Below are 18,489 nucleotides of genomic sequence, written 5' to 3' on the forward strand. Positions count from 1 at the left end.
ATCGGGACGAAACAGAAGAGTTTAACTCATTTTCAAAATTGGCCGAAATTGGCAATATTGAAGGTCGCATTTGATAAAAAAACGGATGATTTTTTGTCCTCTCGAACTTTTTTCAACCGGTTTTGAAGATTTATCAACCGGAATTCAACTTTTATCAACTGCTCGCAGACATTTAACAACCGAATTTCAAATTTATCAACTTCCAGCCACAAAACTACCACACAAGCAACCACCCAAATCAAACAAAAAAAGAGCCAGCACCAACCCAAGTCAGCACTCACTCTTTCCCATATTCCTTATCTCACAACAACCCAGCCGTTTTTAATCGCTTCCACCACAGCTTGTGTACGGTCATTAACATTCATTTTTTGCAAAATATTACTTACATGGTTCTTAACAGTTTTTTCGCTAATAAACAACGCTTCCCCAATACCGCGGTTGCTTTTTCCATCTGCTAGCATTTGCAGCACTTCACATTCGCGGCGAGTTAGTAAGTGTAATGGGCGACGGATTTCAACTTGCTGGAATGGCGCTTCTCCATCACTGCTTCCACCTACTGCTAAACGGCGATATTCCTTCACTAAGTTATGAGTTACTTTAGGATGTAAATAAGAACCGCCATCCGCTACTACTTTAACTGCCTCAACAAGTGCATCTGCGTCCATTTCTTTTAAAAGATAGCCAGTAGCACCTGTCTTCAACGCATGAGATACGTAGTTTTCATCATCATGGATGGATAAGATGATGACTTTTGATTCTGGGTAGCTTTCAATTAATTCACGTGTCGCTTCTACGCCATTAAGCTTTGGCATATTAATATCCATAATAATCACATCAGGCTTATATTCTTCCACTAAAGCAACAGCTTCGGTTCCGTCATCCCCTTCTGCTACTACCTCAAAGCTTGGTTCGAAATCTAAAATACGTTTTACCCCTTCGCGAAACAATTGATGATCATCTATAATTACGATTTTTGTTTTTGTCATCTTTTTCTCCGCCTCCCTGTTCAGTTCACTCATCATTTTTTTATTTATTTGAAATTTATTTGTTTGCTTTTTCTAATGAGACTAATGGGATCTGAATCAAAATACCCGCTCCAGCTCCTGGTTTAGAGTCAATGGAGATAACCCCGTGCAATAATTCGATTCGTTCCTTCATTCCTAGTATTCCAAAAGATTGACTTTTCACTTCATTTACATCGAAGCCTTTACCGTTGTCTTTGACGACTGCCGTTACGCGCTCATCTTTGATTTCAACCTTGACCTGAATCTCACTTGCATTCGCGTGCTTTAAGGCATTTTGAACAGATTCTTGAATGAGTCGGAATAACGATACCTCATACTTAGATGGCAATCGGCAATCCTGCCCTAAGTTAATAAACGAAATTTTCGTACTCTTATGATATTCTTCGGTTGTCTGTAGGTATTTTCTGAGGGTCGGAATGAGTCCTAAGTCATCAAGTGCCATCGGTCGTAAGTCATAAATGATTCGACGAACCTCATAGAGCGCTGAGCGAACCATTTTTTTAAAGCTCTTTATTTCCTCCCAGGCTTCTTGTGCGCCTCTTTCATTATAGACTCTTTCAATTAAATCCGATCTCATCATGACATTAGCCAACATTTGAGCTGGGCCATCATGAATTTCACGAGATAATCTTTTCCGCTCTTCTTCTTGAGCCTCTATGATTTTCAATCCAAAGTCTTGTTTTAATTGGGCATCTTCTAAGGCCTGTCCCATTTCTTTTAAGTCACTCGTTAAGTACGTCATTACAACAGAGACTTGTGAAATCAATAGATCCGCGCGATCAATCGTTTCCTGTACTCCAATAAGCCTTCGTTCTAAATCATCACGGCGGTTCCGTAATAATTTTTCCTGTTGGCGATTCATCGAAAGTTCCATTTGTAACTGATGCGCTTTTTCGTAAGCGTCTCGGACTTCAGCCTCACTAAATTTTTGGAAATTTTGGCTGACCTCTGATAATCGTTTCCGGGCTAATCGAACTTGAGCATCAAGCTTATCCCCATCATCAATAATTTTAAGAACTAAAATTTTGACTTCCTTTAGTTCTTCCGAGATACTTTCAAAATCTTTACGGCATTGTTCCCCAATTTGAAAAATTTCATCCTTACTGTTTCCAACGGTATCAATCATATTATTTAATATTTGGTCAAGCAGTTTCGAATCAAACTTTTTTTTCGACATATTTTCCCTCTTATGCCCTTTGACTTTATTGATATTTTATCGTGAAATAAAATATGTAGCATCTTTTTACATATAAATTATTGGCCGTTATGATAGAATTCGGTAGAAAGTAACAGTTTCCGTCCGTCATCTTATAACTTTTTGACTATATTTTTGAAAAATTATACCATAATCGATTTTAAATCAATAAAATATACCCAGAAATGATTGGTGTGAAACCCTATCTTAATTTATTTTTAACAATAAATATCTGTTATTATAACACGATAATAATTCACTCATATTAAAGGAGTATTACAAATTCATGTTAATTCTCCATTAAAAAGCGTAAAAAGAAAGGAGAAAGTCACATGCTATCTCAATATTATACGGTAAAAGAATTTGGTGAAAACGAAATCGTGATTGAAAAGTCACGTTTTATTGCTCATGTGAGTCGTGCCGAAACAGAAGAACAAGCACAGGAATTTATTCAATCGATTAAGAAAAAACATTGGGATGCGACCCATAATTGTTCCGCCTATATAATAGGAGAAAACAATCACATCCAAAAAGCAAACGATGACGGCGAACCAAGCGGTACAGCTGGTGTCCCGATTTTGGAAGTACTGAAAAAAAAGAATTTAAAAGACACAGTTGTTGTCATAACCCGCTACTTCGGTGGAATAAAATTAGGAGCAGGGGGACTGATTCGTGCATATGGCAAAGCCACCTCTGAAGGAATTAAAGCAACAGGTGTGGTGGAACGTCAATTAATGCAAGTCATCCATACTCAAGTTGATTATACCTGGCTTGGAAAACTGGAAAATGAAATCAGAAACTCCATCTATCGTCTAAAGGAAATCCACTACCTCGATCATGTTGTCTTTGATACATTCGTAAAAGAAAGTGACATACGAAAATTTTTGGATTGGATGATAGAACTGACGAATGGTCAAGCTAAAATAAAAAAAGGCGATATTCTTTATCTGGAAGAGGAAATCCCTGTTAATTAATGAAATTCGACACTTTTCTCCAAAAAATTTCATTTTACGAAAGTTGAAAAAAATTGTAAAATGAAGTTTGGCTCATTCATTTCAATTTTTTAAAAAAATTGCTTATTAACATTAGCTATTAAAGGGGAAAAATATATATGTTTAATGAAAGAAGAGCATTAAAATTACAAAAAAAGAAAAAGCGCCGTAAAAAATGGTTATTTTGGGTGTTAACTCCTCTATTAATTATTGTCCTTGGCGGAGCAGCATATGGCTCCTATCTATATAATAAAGCTGAAGCAGTTGTTTCTAAATCATATAAACCACTGGAGAGAACTTCCACCAAACGTGTAAAAGAAGTTCACCCTGAATTGGATAACATTACTGTCCTTTTCGCAGGAATAGATGATAGTGAAACGCGTAATTTTAGTACTGCCTCTAGAACCGATGCTTTAATGTTAGCCACATTTAACGAAAAGCAAAAATCAGTGAAGTTGCTTAGCATCCCACGTGACTCTTATGTTTACATCCCAAGTAAAGGATATGAAGATAAGATTAATCACGCATACGGTAAGGGTGGCATTACATCAACCATCGAAACCATTGAAGAACTTTTAGATATTCCGGTTGATTATTATGTCAAAATGAATTTTGATGCTTTTATTGACGTTGTTGATGCTTTAGGAGGAATTAAGGTAGAAGTCCCTTATGAGCTTTTTGAAAAAGACTCTAAAGATAGACATAACGCCATTCACCTTCAAAAAGGCCTCCAGGAACTTGATGGTGAAGAAGCACTTGCTTTAGCAAGAACGAGACACTATGATAGCGATATTTACCGCGGACAACGTCAGCAAGAAATTTTAAAAGCAATTATTTCAAAAGCTGCTTCTGCTAAATCCGTTTCCAAATACGGTACGGTGATCGAAGCCGTTGGTGATAATATGGAAACTGACTTATCCTTTGATGAAATGAAATCCTTTATTGATTACGCAACAGCAGGAAAGCAACTAGATGTTGAAACCTTAACGTTAAAAGGATCAGACTCTAGAATAAATGGTATTTATTACTATCAGCTAGATAAACCTGAGCTTGAAGTGATCAAATCCACTTTGAAAACCCAATTGAATATTGGTTCAAATGATAATAGTAGTTCTCAATCAGATAAAGAAGAAAATTCAAGTACGACAAAAGTAGCTGGCCAATAGGTCAGCTTTTTTTTAGGTCTATTTTCATACAATGAATTTCTCTTCTATCCTTCCATTACTTTCAAAATTAAACCGTCTGATTCCAATCATTTTTAAAAAGTCCATTATTTTTTTCAGAGATACATTTCGGTATTCTTCCAAAATAAAGAATTCCTTACAAAAAGCGATTGTATGCAAAGACTCCTGCTTTTGAAAAATATCACTCGCATAAGTATGGATAACGGCTTCCCCAATATTATTTTTTTCTTTCATAAAACGAAAAGAAAAAATAATTTCATCTTCTTGGAAAGAAGGTAAAACCTTCATTTCAAATTCTTTCTTCATATGATTCCACCTCTTTATCCTTTTGATTCTACTATATCAAAAGCCCTAAATTGATGTTTTCGCCATTTTACGCCGTTTTTTTGAAGTTTCACGCCTTTTCGCTTCCTTTTATCGCTTTTCTCCACTAAAATATAATTATAGGAATATTTCAACAAAAAAGTGTTTAGCAGCCGTTTAGCGCACGACTATGTTTGAGCGCTATCGGACCCCCGTTCCGCTATTTCGATAAAATAGATGTATTTTTCAAGTTTATCGGACTTAGATTCCGCTATTCACCATGTTACTTTGAAAATAGGCATATGATTGGTGTAATAACGGAACCAGTGTCCGCAAAAACTCAAAAACAATCGTTTTTCGTTAAATAACGGAACGTGTGTCCTATCCAATAGATCCACACTCACGCTCAAGAAGAATGTTGTCTTTTGAACAGTCAAGATTAACATAAAAAAATCACCCCTAGTCTTTAGGAGTGATTTCAGTAGTTAAGATATTAAATGACAGTTGGTAGACCTAGTGAATAAATGGATGGCAGTTCTACAACTAGAGTTGATTGTTTTGGTGAATAGATAGATGGCAACTCTGCTACGAATGTTGATTGCTTTGGTGAATAGATAGACGGTAATTCCGCTACGAATGTTGACTTATTTGTTGAATAAATAGACGGTAATTCCGCTACGAATGTTGATTGTTTTGGTGAATAGATAGACGGTAGCTCTGCTACGAATGTTGACTTATTTGTTGAATAAATAGATGGTAATTCTGCTAGTAATGTTGATTGCTTTGGTGAATAGATAGACGGTAGCTCTGCTACGAACGTTGACTTATTTGTTGAATAAATAGACGGTAATTCCGCTAGTGATGTTGACTGTTTTGGCGAATAGATAGATGGCAGTTCCGCTACGAATGTTGATTGCTTTGGTGAATAGATAGACGGTAATTCCGCTAATAATGTTGATTGCTTTGGTGAATAGATAGACGGTAATTCCGCTAATAATGTTGATTGCTTTGGCGAATAAATGGACGGTAGCTCTGCAACATTCACAGATGAGTTTGTCGAATAAATAGATGGTAGTTCTGCAACATCAACTTTCTTGTTATCAAGAGTTGCAGCAAAACTAGAAGTTGTTAATATCGTTGCGATTGCTAATATAGAAAAGAATTTTTTCATTTTTCTTCCCTCCGCTAATTTTATAATTCAAATGTCATATTTCTATTAAATCACAAATGTCATTTGAATTATTTTGGCGAAATCAGCGATTTTCAGCCTATTTTCTAACAAAATCTATCATTTACTTAGTCTAGTATCAAAAAATATAATTATAGGAATATTATGAGGATGTGAGATTAGATGGATCTTTTGGCAATTGGAGAAAAGATTAGAGAGCTTCGAAAGTTGTTGGGCTTAACCCAAAAAGATGTCGCAGCAGGGATTTGCACCCAGGCGCAAATTAGTAAGATTGAAAATGGAGATGTTGATCCTTATGGTTCTACATTATATCAAATTTCTCAACGTTTGGGAGTAGATGTTAATTATTTCTTTGATATTGGTTCGACACCAAGATTAGATTATGTAAAGGAAGTTGGCCGCCAACTCAATATAACTAGACGGAATTTTAATTATGAAGAAATGAAGCAATTGGTCGAAAATGAAGAACAAAATCCATTGTTCACACAAAATCGAAAAAATCTACAATTGCTATTATGGCACAAAGGAATATATGAATATGAACTAAATCATAATATCGAAAAAGCTTTTTGCTTATTAGATGAAGCGATTACTCTTACCCATTCCAAACATTTTACCGAACGGGAAATCGAGATTCTTTTAAGTAAAGGAGTTATTCTTTTTGAAGAAGGTCGATTAGAGGAAGCACTGTCGATTTATAATCCAGCCAAAGAACATTTAAGGCTGCTCCCTCACCTTCAAGATGAAACCATTATAAGCCGATTGTATTATAATACAGCAAGAACTTTGACTCGTTTAGAGCAATATGAACAATCCATTGCCATTTGCAAAGAGGCAATCCATTGGTGTATCGAAAAAGATAATTTATTTATCCTTGGTGAACTCCACTATCATATTGGTTATAACTATGAATTAATAAAAAATAATCAGTTAGCGATAAAATATATGGAGAAAGCCTTAACCGTCTTTGACCTCCAGAATGATAAAAAATACTTTGTGTTTATCGAAAGTAAACTAAAGTCCTTAGCATAAATAGTGGCAATTTAATGTAGCATGCAATACAAAAAATTAATAAAAAAAACGGATCCTCCTATAAAAGGAAGATCCGTTTTTTATTATCTGTCTTTTATCGTTGAAAAACGAATGTCTCTAAAGAATTTTAGTAACGGTCGATGGTTGTGTCCCATTAAACCAATTTTTTCAGCAAAGACTTCAATCATGAGCAATAATACAGCTATTACCACAAATGATCCCCAAATTTTTGCTTGAGAGAAAATCACCGCTGTTAAACCAAAGAACGCTGCCATTGCATAAATAATTAATACCGTTTGTCGGTGTGTATACCCTAAACGTAATAAGCAATGGTGTAAATGTGATTTATCTGGAGCCGATAATGGCTTCTTATTGACAATTCTTCGGATAATCGCAAAGAATGTATCAGAAATCGGAACACCAAGGATAATGACAGGAACAATGAATGATATGAGGGTTACATTTTTAAATCCAAGTAAGGATAAAACGGAAATGATGTAACCAAGGAATAATGCTCCTGTATCACCCATAAAGATTTTTGCCGGGTGGAAGTTGTATATTAAGAAACCTAATGTAGATGCTAATACAATCGACGCAACGGCAACAACAAATCCATCTCCCATAATCACGGCCATACCAGCGATGGTGATTAAAGCAATGGATGAAACACCTGCTGCTAAACCATCTAAACCGTCAATTAGGTTGATTGCGTTTGTTACACCTACAATCCAAATGATAGTTAACGGAATACTTAAATACCCGAATTCAACTTGACCACCGAAAGGAAGGTTGATGAATTCAACATGAACTCCGCCCCAAACCACAACAACTAAAGCTGCTGCAATTTGACCAAACAGTTTAATCTTAGCAGATAATTCAATCATATCATCCAGAATTCCAGTAATGATAATGATGACACTTCCAAGAATAATCGGTAATGCATACGGATCTTCTGGTCTTAAAATCAAGAATCCGATGATAAAACTTAAATATATCGCTAAACCGCCAAGACGTGGCATAATTTTTTGATGGACTTTTCGTTGATTTGGTTTATCTGTTGCACCGATTTTAAATGCAAGCTTCTTTACAATCGGAGTGATCACAATTGATGCTAATAAGCAAATAACCAAGGTCAAATAGAACATGTAGACCCTCCTTAAAATTATCTTACCCAATATAAATGTTCTCAACACTAGTTTTTTTCAAAAGTTTAAGAAAGAAATTTCAATTTACGACAGTTTTTTCAAGAATTACTTTTTCCACTATCTACCATCCGTATCGTGTAATCTCATAAAATCTTAGCTACTGATTACATGACCACAACGAATTATATCATAGACTTCTAGAGTTGGGAATAGATTTTACATGATTGAAACAACCGATATTTTTCGACTTTTTCTCCTACAAAATAACTAAATTCGTTAATTTCCTAAATTAGTAAACTGCAATTTTTGTAATCTCTGCTATAATAACATTACGAAAGAGTAATAGAATTAATGGGGGTAAATCAATTGAAAAATTACATGAAAAGAAAAGCCTTACCTGTCATTTTAGGTTCTGCCTTATTCTTTAGCGTTGGAACGACAGCTTTAGCTGCCAATTCTGAGACCGTAATCGCCAGTGTAGACTGGGTGCTGTCTGTTATTAATCCACTTAGTAAAAAAGTAGATAATCTTGAGCAAAGAGTGACGGAACTGGAAGCACAAGTACAACAACTAAAAGAACAATTAAATAAATAGTGAGGAGTTTAAAAATGAAAAAAACACCTGCATTCCTTACTATAATCATTCTTTTTTCCTTATTAGTATGTACAACAAACGGTTTTGCCTCTGGAGGAAGTACTCCTTCACAACCAATCACTTATAAGACGGAAATAAAGGTTAAATTGTTACCAGCTTCAAGCAGTTTTACAGCCACCTTAAATGGTACCTACGAAATTGTGAATATCGACGATAATACATTAATACCTTTCAGTTCATCTGTTAAGTTCTCCACTGCCAATGGAAAAGTCATCGTAGATTCTAATGGTACGTTAACAACTTCAGCTAAAGGTTTCAAAATTAATGAAGTGACCGATACGGAAACGAATGAAGTGACGATTTCAAAAATATTAACCGCTTATGGTGTAAATGATGTTCGTTACCGCGGATCCTTTGAAATTTTACCAAGTGCAAATGGCCCTTTATTATTCAACCGATTAGGGATTGAAAATTACTTAAAAGGCGTTGTCACTAGTGAAATGCCATCAAGCTGGCATACCGAAGCTTTAAAGGCACAAGCCATTGCCGCAAGAAGTTATGCCTACACACAGATTTTGTATAGTAAAGCGAACGGCGGCTATCTTGAAATGACGGTTGCCAGCCAAGTATATGGCGGTAAAACAAAAGAAACTGCGTCTGGAAATCAAGCCGTGAAGGCAACTGATTCTTTGTATGCTGTATATGATAACAAACCCATCCATGCCTTTTTCCATTCAAGTTCCGGTGGATATACGGAAAATAGTGAAAACGTTTGGACGAGTGAAGTTCCTTATTTAAAAGCAGTTGAAGACCCATATGATAAACATCCTGGTAATTATCATTATGGGTGGGAATCGATTAGCCAAGCATCTGTATTATCCCAAAAATTAAAACTTTCATCCAATCAAGTATTAGCTGGAGTAAAAGTGGTCGAACGTGGGCCAAGCGGTGCCGCTCAGCAAATCAATGCGACGATTTATGATAAAACTACAAAAGAAAAAACAGATCTGGCCATTCTTCCAAAATATGTATCATCACCAGATAGCTTACGTTCATTCTTTGGAATTTCTTTAAAAAGTATTAAATTTAATGTTTCTGCAGATAGCACTGTTAAAATTAAATTAGCCAACGGATCGGAAATGAAATCAGATCATCTAGTGGGTTATCAAATGAAAACAGCGGATGGAAACACTTCTTATATAGAAGATATTAATTTGCCTGTAAGAACTTTAGATGCTTCTACATCAGTAAAGACCGCACCTTCAACATTCTCGTTTGTCGGCGATGGGTGGGGCCATCTTTTAGGAATGAGCCAATGGGGAGCCCGCGGTATGGCGGAAGCAGGAATGACCTATGACCAAATCCTGAAGCATTATTATACGGGGATTGAAATTAAAAAAATGGAATTATAACGAATGAAGAGCCAAACAATAATGTTTGGTTCTTTTTTTGTATTCCTACATTTTTTTATAAAACATAAATATTATCTTTTCATTTGGACATTCTTTAAGAGAATCATTTTATTCAGAGAGGATGGATTCAATTTGGTTAAAATCTTACGCCATGAATTGAAAACACAAGGAAATGAAACGATCCTAACATTATATCTTGACCCTAGCCTAACGGAGTTCGCAAAGGAATTAGGTCATGTAGATAAGGAAAAAAATGCTGATTTAAATACAAGTGTGAATAGCTATATTCAAAATAAAATACCTAACCTGAAGCAAGCAACGGTTAAAATCATGGTTGGTTCCATGTTAGTAACTTCATTTGCCTTCACTCCTGCAGTGGCAGGAATGTTTAAAGGAAAGGAACACCGTGCCTATGCGGCCGAGCTTGATCAAGCACAACAACAAAGATTTACTGATGTAGCAGCTGACCGTGAAAGCGCCACTGCTATTAATGCATTAGTTGATGCAGGCGTTATTACTGGTTATCCAGATGGAACATTTAAGCCTCGAGCTGAAATCACTCGCCAACATGCAGCGGTTATGTTTGCAAGAGCACTAAAATTAGACTTAGAAAATGTAACAGATCCTGGATTTAAGGATGTTCCAAAAACACACCAGTACTATCGTGAAATTGCGGCTGCAACAGCAGCTGGGTTATTCCAAAAAGGCGAGAGTTTTAATCCAACCGCTAACTTTACAAGAGGCCAATCAGCTTCTGTTATTGTACGTGCCTACGATTTAGATGGAGATAAAACAACTCCATTTACAGATCAAACCGGAAGCGGACACGATGATGCCATCGGTGTTATGTATAATTTAGGCTTAACAAAGGGGACAACGGCTACTACCTTTGCTCCAAATGATAATGTAAAACGCGAACAGTTTGCGATGCTTTTACAAAGAACGATTGAATCAAAAGCAGGTGGTGAAGTTGAGACACCTCCAACTCCTGAAGTACCTGCAGCTGTTGAAGTGGCAAGTGTAAATGCAGCACCAAATGCATTCTTTGCTACAGCTAATAAAAACATTAAAGCATTTGATGTGGTGAATTTCTTAGATAAAGATGGCAATGTTGTCGATACAACGGACTACTCTAAATATAAAGTGTATGATAATCGAGGCTTCTTTAATGATGATGGTTCGTTGGCTGCGGCTTATAAAGATAATGGATTAACAACTACCGGCAAAGTAACCATCCAAATTACAAACAGTGAAACCAATGCTAAAATGGGTGAATTTACGGTTGATGTAGTTGACGGTAATGCTTATAGTACAATCCTAGATGGTGTGGTAAAAAATACTGCTGGTACAACCGTTCAATATGCAACACTCGGCTCAAGCTTTGCCTTTGATATTACAAAAGCGATTAAGTACAACAATGATGTCATTGGTGATGAAGAAGGAGAAACAATCGGTTTAGGTACGTTTACTGGCGCAGACTTATCTTCTTCCGATCCAACGGTTATGGTTGTGACCGATGACGGAACGATTACCACCATTAAAGAAGGAACGGCCAATATTCTTGTTAAGTGGAATGATAAAACCTACACTTATCCTGTAGAAGTGAAAGCAGCTCCGGTAGTTAACTCAATTGATATCAACGGCGGAACAACATTTGACTTAACCACAGCTGATAACACTAGAACCTTTACGTACCAGGTTAAGGATCAACATGGTGCTAATTTCAGCAACGCGATTACGATTGAACCCACAGACGCTGCAGCACCGGTAGCAGGCATCACCATGAGTGATGACGATAAAGGCACGATTACAGTTACAGCAAATACAAGCCTTGTAACGAAGGATACTCAAGCAACTTATAACATTAAATCTGGCGACAAAACGATCGGTACAGTAACTGTTAATTATCAACAAGCAGGTGCAGCGACTTCTTATGTGTTAAGAACAACTGCAGCCGACAATGTTCTTGATTACTACATGGATGGAACGAATAATCGTGCAGTAGACAATTCTGCAAGCTACGAATTCGTTGGTTTAGATGACAAAGGCCTGGTGGCAGAAGTTTCATCAGCGTCTGACGGTACCGCTAAAACAATTACAGCGAATGGAAAGACATATACGGTTACACTTACAGGTGTCGATGCGACTAATCCAGAGGCTACACTTGGATTTGAGGGTGGGAAAGTAACCGTTACGGCTACAGATAAAGCGACAGCTGCAGGAAAAGATGTCACTCTAACGGTTAAAGAAGGTAATATTACTCGTGCTACTCAAACCATTACGGTTAAAAATACAACACCAGCCCCTTCTGAACTGGTATCCTATAACCTAGCTGAGGGAGTTTCTGCGGTAAAAGTGAACGGTACACATACCTTTGCTGACTTAGTACGCCTTGGTTACTTTACAGCTATCGACCAGTACGGCAATCCTTATGATTTATCAGCACAAGATGTGAAGATGTATTCTACAGATGAAAAAGTCTTTACTATTAATGAGGATGGATCTTTAACTGTTACAGGGGATAATGGGGCAAAAGCAAGCTTAGTCGTGGCACTTGGCGGATCTACCAAAGTATTTGATTTAGTGGTGGATAAAGCAGCACCAGTAGCTGTGGTGGATACAGCTAGTACGGCAACATCATTGAAGTTAAACTTTAATGAAAATGTAAAAACATTGACCGCTACTCCTGACACGGTAACAGGAACACAAGATGTGGCTGGTAAAAAGACAGCAACATTAACTGTTCCTGCAGAAACACCTACCGTATCCTTTACTGTGACAGATTCATTAGGTAACAGTAAGGACTACACAGCTACTTTAGATGCAACCGCAGGTACTTGGACAGTTGCAGATACACCGGCTGCTCCTGTAACACCTGCACCATAAGGTTTTTAATTTAGTTATATTCAAGTCCCAAGTGACGTTTAAAACACTTGGGACTTTTCATTCTTGGCTTTTTCACAGGGTTAATGAAATACTTTTTTCGGGCTTTCTCCCTGCGTTTTGTTCTTCATCCGTAACTTAAAAGCTCTGTTATTATTCATTTTTAATTTCCTTGTAGGTATGAGAATTAATAGGCGGAGAAATTCCGGCTAATGTATGTAGAGGAAGCTAAAGAAATAGATATAAGCGGAGAATTTCCGATTAACGGCTCTAAATACGACAGAAACCCAAAGGTTTGGTTGGGATAACCGGAAAAACCACCCTTATTTTTAAGGAAATATGGTTATTTCCCAAAATAAACGGAATTTCTCCGTTTATTTTTCCAACACATTTAAATCAACACTCAGTTTTAACAGAGCCAATATAAAAAAGCCAACACCAAAAGGTAATCAGCTTTAATCACTACTATTTCAACATCGCTCTATATAGAAATACAGAAAACTGGGAACGCTTTGTTGATTCATATGGCATGAAGTTCCCATTGCTGCCTGTGGCAATTTCGTTTTGGGTGACGGCTTTGATGGCAATGTACCCATCATCTGTTGCCGGAACATCTTTATAATCTTGGAATGGTCCAGAGATAGGCTGAAGCTGGTAAGCTCTTTGTAAAACTACAGCCATATGCTTCCGCTTCATCGGGTCATTTGGCATAAACTTTCCATTACTTCCTTTAAAATATCCTCTTTCTGCTACCGTCATGATCGCCTTACGTGCCCACATATCGTCTTTAATATCTGTAAAGGTCGAAGGTGAGTCACTTAAAGGTAATTTTAAGGCTTTAACTAACATCGTTGCAGCTTGTGCACGTGTTATCGATTGTTCTGGCTTAAATAATTTTTCAGCGGTATATCCAGAGATTAATTGCTTATTATATAAAGTCATAATTTCTTTAAAAGCCCAATAATCCGTTGTTACGTCATTGAATACCTGTAGATAAATAGGCGTTTCCCCATTGAGCAACTCATTGATTTCATCCTGTAATCGATCCATTCTCGAATCGATACTCTCCACTCTTGAATCTACCTTGTTAATTTCCCCTTGAGTCCAATCAACACCGGCCGCTTCTGTGACAATGCCAGCTTCTACTTCCTTTTTCGAACATGCCGTGGTTGCTATAGCCAATAAAGCTACAATAAGAAGTAAGAACTTTTTTTTCATTGATTCTATTTCCCCCTGTTTGCTAGCTCTCTCTATTTTATTTATCGTAACACAGTCTTTTTGTCGAAAAAAGTATAAAAAGCCCTAAATTTGGAAATTTAGCTTGTCCATATCCATACTATACTCCTCTTTTTCGAAGGAAAAATTGAAGCTCTTTGAATCGAAGTACTTTCATTCCACCTAATAAAACGATTAAGAAAATAACTCCACCTATTAAAAGGTCCCCTATAATCCAGCCTGTGTGTATGTAGCTAGAGGACATGTATAATAAGACAATTAAAAAACCGTACAGAATAATTGATTTCCCAGTTTGTTGTAAATTCGACTTCACCGTTAATTTTAACATATATTTAGCTAATAGCATCAACAGGATTAAATTAACAATTGAGCTAATCGAGGTTCCCCAAGCAATCGCCACCGCACCGTATTGATCAATCATGAGTAAGGTTACAAGTACATTTACACCAAACACACAAAGTAAACTAATCAACACTGTCAAATACGATTTTTCCATCGCATAAAAGAATCGAGAGATATACACATTTCCAGCTAATGCAAACATCGATAACGAGAATATTTGTAAAAGCGGCGTCGTCATACGGGTGGAATCGGCGTTAAAGTTTCCATATTCAAAAATGATCGTAACGATTTCCTTTGAGTAGAAAAACACAAAAAAGGTAATCGGGATTAATAACAATCCTAAAAGATTCATCCCTCTTTGATATAGTTCAGATACACCCTCTGTTTCCTTCGCCCCGACTTTTTTAGCCAACAACGGATAAATAACCGTTGTTACCGCGGTCATTAACACTGCCTGTGGAAACTGAGTCAGTTTGGAAGCGTAATTTAACGCGGCGATATAGCCGTCGGAAAGATTGGACGCAAATGCTCGTTGAATAAAGAAATAAAACTGTAAGGAAGCTCCACCCAACATAATCGGTAGGGCGATCATCCATAGTCGTTTTAATTCATTCGTATGTTTAAAATGAAAACGGAAGTGCGGAGTAAAATCTTTTTTCAATCCGTAAAAAAGCATCAAAACCATAATAGCTGCACCTAAAAGGGCACCAAGACCGTATGAATCTACTTTTAATAATGGAGTAAAGATAACAGCCAACACGAGGAAGGCAAGGTTATACACGAAAGTCGCAAACGTTGAAAGCTGGAATCGTTGATGAACATTTAAGATCCCACTTTGCCACATCGAGAAAACCAAGAAGAACGTCGAGGGTGCCATCCAATAAAATAAACGCTTCGTAATCTCTAATTCTTCACCAGATAACCCGCTGAAGGATAACTTAAGAATTGGTTCTGCAAATACAACTAGGAGGATCGTCAATACTCCAACGATTAATAAAATATACGAAAAAGTGGATGAAAGAAACTTCTGCTTCTCTTCCCCATCTGCTAGCTTACTATAAACAGAAATAAAGGCCGTTGTTATCGCCCCACCAATGACTATATAAATGAAATTTGGGATTGTATAGGCAGTAATAATACTGTCTGCTAATAAGGAAGTACCATATTGATAGCCAATCACCATTTCTCTTACAAAACCTAGGAGGCGTGATAAAATATTAATCACCGCAATGGCACCAATTAATTTGATCATTTTACCCTTCATCGAGTTCCATCCTCTTTTTTAAATTGAAAGCTCTGTTAAACAAGAATGTTGATTTCCGCTGCAGGCACTCGCTTTCCGCGGGAAGAATTATGAAAAAGCCCTACTGCCGGCTTTTTCAAAAACCAAATTCTTCCTTGGGGCGTACGGTGAGCCTCCTCGTCGCTATCGCTCCTGCGGGGTAGAAATGATCCCTCATGGAGGATCATTTTACCTAGGTCTCACCTGTCCCGCTGCTCCCGCAGGAGTCTCGTACCTTCCGCTCCAATCAACTTTGTTAAAAATCAACACTGCTCTTTAACAGAGCCAAATTGAAAAAGAGCTGACTTAGTCAACTCCTATGTTAACTTATTTGTTGATAAATTCTCTCTAGCTTGGCAATCATCTTTTTTTCGTCATTTTCAGAAGCTTTTTGCTCCCCTTTTTCGATTAACTGTTGCTTGAGGTCATCATTTTCAAGGACTGTTATGATGGCTTCTGCTAATCGGGCTGATTGTTGAGCAGGAACTAATACTCCACTGCCATCACGCAGTAAATATCGCAGTCCCCCTACCTCTGTACCAATCACAGGTGTATGACAGGACATTGCCTCCACCGCGACAAGGCCAAACCCCTCGATATGAGAAGGCAGCACAAATACCTCGGCGGCTGACATCCACTTAGCCAACTCTTTTTGCGGTAACGGTTCAATAAAATGAACTCCCGTGCCCATTAGTTGGTTTAATTCTTCTCGATAAGCTTGGTTCCTGCTTGCCCCGATTAAATAAAGTTCCACTTGTGGACGCTTCTCTTTTACCGTTTTAAAAGCCTCTACTAATTCAGAAAGTCCCTTTTCACGAATGATGTTTCCGACAAAAACAACCGGCTCCACTCCATCCGGAATCTGAAGCTCTCGGCGAATTTTTTTCTTCGGATAGGCTTTAAAAACGTCTCGGTTCACACCCATATTAATAATCGAAAGCTTGTCTTTACTTATTTGATAATCCTCATTAATTTCCTGGTACAACGCTTCTCCAACCGCTACAACATGGCTAGCCTCTTGAAGAATCTTTTCCGTCCATTGGCGGATTTTAGGATTCTTTTTTGCCATACGGTCAATATCACCACCGTGTGCAGTTACTACAAACGGCTTCCCGGTAATTTTTTTAAAAAGTAATGCCAGTAAGCCTGTCGGAAACACATAGTGCGCATGGATGACATCATATTTTCTTCCTGAAAAAATCAGTTTCATTTTCGTTTCGGTTATCCAACGTAAGTATTTACTTATGACATTTTTCTTTCCAGTAAGTGGATTGGTAATTCCAATTACTTCTACTTCATGGCCAGCTTCTTTCAAAGCTTCCACTTGGTTTTTGACAAAGATCCCAAATGTTTTATGTGCAGGGGATGGATACATATTACTGAGCACAAGAATTTTCATATTAACGACCCTTTTTAGGCAGCATGGAAAATTGTTGTAAGCCTTTTGCCGCCTTTTCCTTTAAACCGGCAGAAATACGGGTTGCTTCCTTTTGCGTCTCTTCCCAGTTGCTGTCCATTTTTTCAATAACAGATAGGAATTGTTGATTAGATACGGAAATATCCGACATCGATAAACATTGATCGGCTTTTCCAACCATTTGCATGAAATGTTCAACTTTATGATGGTAACCTACTCCGATGACTGGTGTTTCAGCATCTAACGATAAGATAATCGAATGAAGACGCGTACCGATAACCACGTCCATTTGACCGCAGAAATCAATCAATTGTGCGGGTGAAAGATGTTCTTCATTGACCACAGCACGATCTTTCTGCTTCATAGCTTCATAAATATCTTTTGTCACCCAAACATCTTGCGGGTATTTCGTAGAGAAGAATGTTACCTCCACATTTTTCTTTTCGATTAATTCATCTAGATTTTTGGCCATCCCTTGGACATAGGCTTGATACTTTTCCTCGTCTGCTTCTGGCCAATATTTAATATTGAAGTAAGGAACGGCCGTTACCCCAATCTTTTCAATTTTTGATGACATTTGATGTTTCTTTTCAGTCGTAAGGGTGAAGGCCGGATCTCCAATAATTTGAACATCCTTCGTTACACCAACCGATTCTAATAATGCTTTAGATTCAGGGTCACGTACGGAAATGGAATCAGCCGCAGTAGCCAATCTTTTGATGAAAAACTTTCCAATCGAAGAGGTTAACGGACCTGCCCCACAACCATAAACGACTACTTTGGCTCCGAGCATTTTTCCTAAAATTCCATAAGTACCATACAGTGGTGCTTCACGTTTATATAAGTCCATTAGGATGCCGCCGCCACCGACGATAACCAAATCAAGATTCTTTAGGATCTTTCGGCTTTGCCTTACCGTTTCTAAAAACGTTTTAGCAGCTGATCCTTTTTTATAATATAGAGGGTAAGAATCTACCCCATAACGTTCTTTAGTTTGATCTGGATTATTACTAAAAACGGTTATATCACTAGATTGAACCTCAAAATGAGTGGTTAATTGTGTAATGATTCCCAATAAAATAGCTTCATCGCCATTATTATTATTTCCATAGTTACCGACAATTCCAATTTTCATTAGATAACTTCCTTTACTTAATGTTCATACTGCAAATGCAATGGTAATTATAACATATTATGTCGAAAAGACGAAAAAACAATCTAAAAGGAAAAGCCATTGAAGATTTAATGAGCTCTAAAC

At 37.3% G+C, this 18,489-nt stretch carries 15 protein-coding genes; 6 read left to right on the forward strand and 9 right to left on the reverse strand.

Features of this window, described 5'->3' with window-relative positions; genetic code table 11:
- Window positions 1–296: 296 nt before the first annotated feature.
- Both ACSBPO_RS19840 and ACSBPO_RS19845 read right to left on the reverse strand, forming a co-directional pair.
- Window positions 297–986 carry a response regulator gene (locus ACSBPO_RS19840; protein WP_442596356.1) on the reverse strand — a complete coding sequence of 230 codons (690 nt, stop codon included), beginning with the start codon at window positions 984–986 and terminating at the stop codon, window positions 297–299.
- Between the two features lie 55 nt (window positions 987–1,041).
- Complete coding sequence (locus ACSBPO_RS19845; RefSeq protein WP_442596358.1) at window positions 1,042–2,202, reverse strand: sensor histidine kinase; 1,161 nt, start codon at window positions 2,200–2,202, stop codon at window positions 1,042–1,044.
- A 350-nt stretch (window positions 2,203–2,552) separates the two neighbouring features.
- Here ACSBPO_RS19845 and ACSBPO_RS19850 point away from each other — a divergent pair, with 350 nt between their 5' ends.
- Both ACSBPO_RS19850 and ACSBPO_RS19855 read left to right on the forward strand, forming a co-directional pair.
- Window positions 2,553–3,194, forward strand: a complete 642-nt coding sequence (locus ACSBPO_RS19850) for a YigZ family protein (RefSeq protein ID WP_442596360.1) — start codon at window positions 2,553–2,555, stop codon at window positions 3,192–3,194.
- 137 nt (window positions 3,195–3,331) lie between these two features.
- Entirely contained in the window at window positions 3,332–4,378 is a 1,047-nt protein-coding gene (locus ACSBPO_RS19855) for an LCP family protein (RefSeq protein WP_442596362.1), read from the forward strand.
- Window positions 4,379–4,402: 24 nt separating this feature from the next.
- Here ACSBPO_RS19855 and ACSBPO_RS19860 read toward each other — a convergent pair whose 3' ends face one another.
- Both ACSBPO_RS19860 and ACSBPO_RS19865 read right to left on the reverse strand, forming a co-directional pair.
- Window positions 4,403–4,702 carry a hypothetical protein gene (locus ACSBPO_RS19860; RefSeq protein ID WP_442596364.1) on the reverse strand — a complete coding sequence of 100 codons (300 nt, stop codon included), beginning with the start codon at window positions 4,700–4,702 and terminating at the stop codon, window positions 4,403–4,405.
- A 490-nt stretch (window positions 4,703–5,192) separates the two neighbouring features.
- Window positions 5,193–5,870 (reverse strand): hypothetical protein, encoded by a 678-nt coding sequence (locus ACSBPO_RS19865; protein ID WP_442596366.1) that lies wholly within the window; start codon window positions 5,868–5,870, stop codon window positions 5,193–5,195.
- Window positions 5,871–6,050: 180 nt separating this feature from the next.
- Between ACSBPO_RS19865 and ACSBPO_RS19870 the strand changes: the two genes are divergently transcribed.
- Window positions 6,051–6,920 carry a helix-turn-helix domain-containing protein gene (locus ACSBPO_RS19870; RefSeq protein ID WP_442596368.1) on the forward strand — a complete coding sequence of 290 codons (870 nt, stop codon included), beginning with the start codon at window positions 6,051–6,053 and terminating at the stop codon, window positions 6,918–6,920.
- 83 nt (window positions 6,921–7,003) lie between these two features.
- Here the strand turns inward: ACSBPO_RS19870 and ACSBPO_RS19875 are convergent, their stop codons facing one another.
- Entirely contained in the window at window positions 7,004–8,065 is a 1,062-nt protein-coding gene (locus tag ACSBPO_RS19875) for a glycosyltransferase family 4 protein (RefSeq protein ID WP_442596370.1), read from the reverse strand.
- Window positions 8,066–8,431: 366 nt separating this feature from the next.
- On the opposite strand from ACSBPO_RS19875, the gene ACSBPO_RS19880 reads away from it, so the two are divergent.
- From ACSBPO_RS19880 to ACSBPO_RS19890, 3 genes are all read left to right on the forward strand, one after another.
- On the forward strand, window positions 8,432–8,659 hold the full coding sequence (locus ACSBPO_RS19880) for a hypothetical protein (protein WP_442596372.1): 228 nt from the start codon (window positions 8,432–8,434) through the stop codon (window positions 8,657–8,659).
- A gap of 14 nt (window positions 8,660–8,673) precedes the next feature.
- Window positions 8,674–10,071 carry a SpoIID/LytB domain-containing protein gene (locus ACSBPO_RS19885; RefSeq protein ID WP_442596374.1) on the forward strand — a complete coding sequence of 466 codons (1,398 nt, stop codon included), beginning with the start codon at window positions 8,674–8,676 and terminating at the stop codon, window positions 10,069–10,071.
- A gap of 132 nt (window positions 10,072–10,203) precedes the next feature.
- The gene (locus ACSBPO_RS19890; RefSeq protein ID WP_442596376.1) at window positions 10,204–12,957 is read left to right on the forward strand and encodes an S-layer homology domain-containing protein; all 2,754 of its coding nucleotides are present in this window, start codon (window positions 10,204–10,206) and stop codon (window positions 12,955–12,957) included.
- Window positions 12,958–13,419: 462 nt separating this feature from the next.
- On the opposite strand, the gene ACSBPO_RS19895 is transcribed toward ACSBPO_RS19890, so the two are convergent.
- The 4 genes from ACSBPO_RS19895 to ACSBPO_RS19910 all read right to left on the reverse strand — a co-directional run bounded on the left by ACSBPO_RS19895 (window position 13,420) and on the right by ACSBPO_RS19910 (window position 18,366).
- The gene (locus ACSBPO_RS19895) at window positions 13,420–14,172 is read right to left on the reverse strand and encodes an S-layer homology domain-containing protein (RefSeq protein WP_442596378.1); all 753 of its coding nucleotides are present in this window, start codon (window positions 14,170–14,172) and stop codon (window positions 13,420–13,422) included.
- Window positions 14,173–14,290: 118 nt separating this feature from the next.
- Window positions 14,291–15,796: a murein biosynthesis integral membrane protein MurJ gene (murJ, locus tag ACSBPO_RS19900; protein ID WP_442596380.1), complete on the reverse strand. Its 1,506-nt coding sequence runs from the start codon at window positions 15,794–15,796 to the stop codon at window positions 14,291–14,293.
- Window positions 15,797–16,136: 340 nt separating this feature from the next.
- Entirely contained in the window at window positions 16,137–17,213 is a 1,077-nt protein-coding gene (locus ACSBPO_RS19905; RefSeq protein ID WP_442596382.1) for a glycosyltransferase, read from the reverse strand.
- 1 nt (window position 17,214) lies between these two features.
- On the reverse strand, window positions 17,215–18,366 hold the full coding sequence (locus tag ACSBPO_RS19910) for a polysaccharide pyruvyl transferase family protein (protein WP_442596384.1): 1,152 nt from the start codon (window positions 18,364–18,366) through the stop codon (window positions 17,215–17,217).
- Window positions 18,367–18,489: the final 123 nt, after the last annotated feature.

It is taken from the genome of Neobacillus sp. D3-1R (assembly GCF_052180215.1).
Lineage (GTDB): Bacteria > Bacillota > Bacilli > Bacillales > Cytobacillaceae > Pseudoneobacillus.

Bases quoted from the DNA above. Each gene is read 5' to 3' on its own strand.
- ACSBPO_RS19910 (WP_442596384.1), bottom strand. From the start codon at position 18,366: ATGAAAATTGGAATTGTCGGTAACTATGGAAATAATAATAATGGCGAT.
- ACSBPO_RS19905 (WP_442596382.1), bottom strand. From the start codon at position 17,213: ATGAAAATTCTTGTGCTCAGTAATATGTATCCATCCCCTGCACATAAA.
- ACSBPO_RS19850 (WP_442596360.1), top strand. From the start codon at position 2,553: ATGCTATCTCAATATTATACGGTAAAAGAATTTGGTGAAAACGAAATC.
- ACSBPO_RS19845 (WP_442596358.1), bottom strand. From the start codon at position 2,202: ATGTCGAAAAAAAAGTTTGATTCGAAACTGCTTGACCAAATATTAAAT.
- ACSBPO_RS19885 (WP_442596374.1), top strand. From the start codon at position 8,674: ATGAAAAAAACACCTGCATTCCTTACTATAATCATTCTTTTTTCCTTA.
- murJ (WP_442596380.1), bottom strand. From the start codon at position 15,796: ATGAAGGGTAAAATGATCAAATTAATTGGTGCCATTGCGGTGATTAAT.
- ACSBPO_RS19865 (WP_442596366.1), bottom strand. From the start codon at position 5,870: ATGAAAAAATTCTTTTCTATATTAGCAATCGCAACGATATTAACAACT.
- ACSBPO_RS19860 (WP_442596364.1), bottom strand. From the start codon at position 4,702: ATGAAGAAAGAATTTGAAATGAAGGTTTTACCTTCTTTCCAAGAAGAT.
- ACSBPO_RS19840 (WP_442596356.1), bottom strand. From the start codon at position 986: ATGACAAAAACAAAAATCGTAATTATAGATGATCATCAATTGTTTCGC.
- ACSBPO_RS19855 (WP_442596362.1), top strand. From the start codon at position 3,332: ATGTTTAATGAAAGAAGAGCATTAAAATTACAAAAAAAGAAAAAGCGC.
- ACSBPO_RS19870 (WP_442596368.1), top strand. From the start codon at position 6,051: ATGGATCTTTTGGCAATTGGAGAAAAGATTAGAGAGCTTCGAAAGTTG.
- ACSBPO_RS19895 (WP_442596378.1), bottom strand. From the start codon at position 14,172: ATGAAAAAAAAGTTCTTACTTCTTATTGTAGCTTTATTGGCTATAGCA.
- ACSBPO_RS19875 (WP_442596370.1), bottom strand. From the start codon at position 8,065: ATGTTCTATTTGACCTTGGTTATTTGCTTATTAGCATCAATTGTGATC.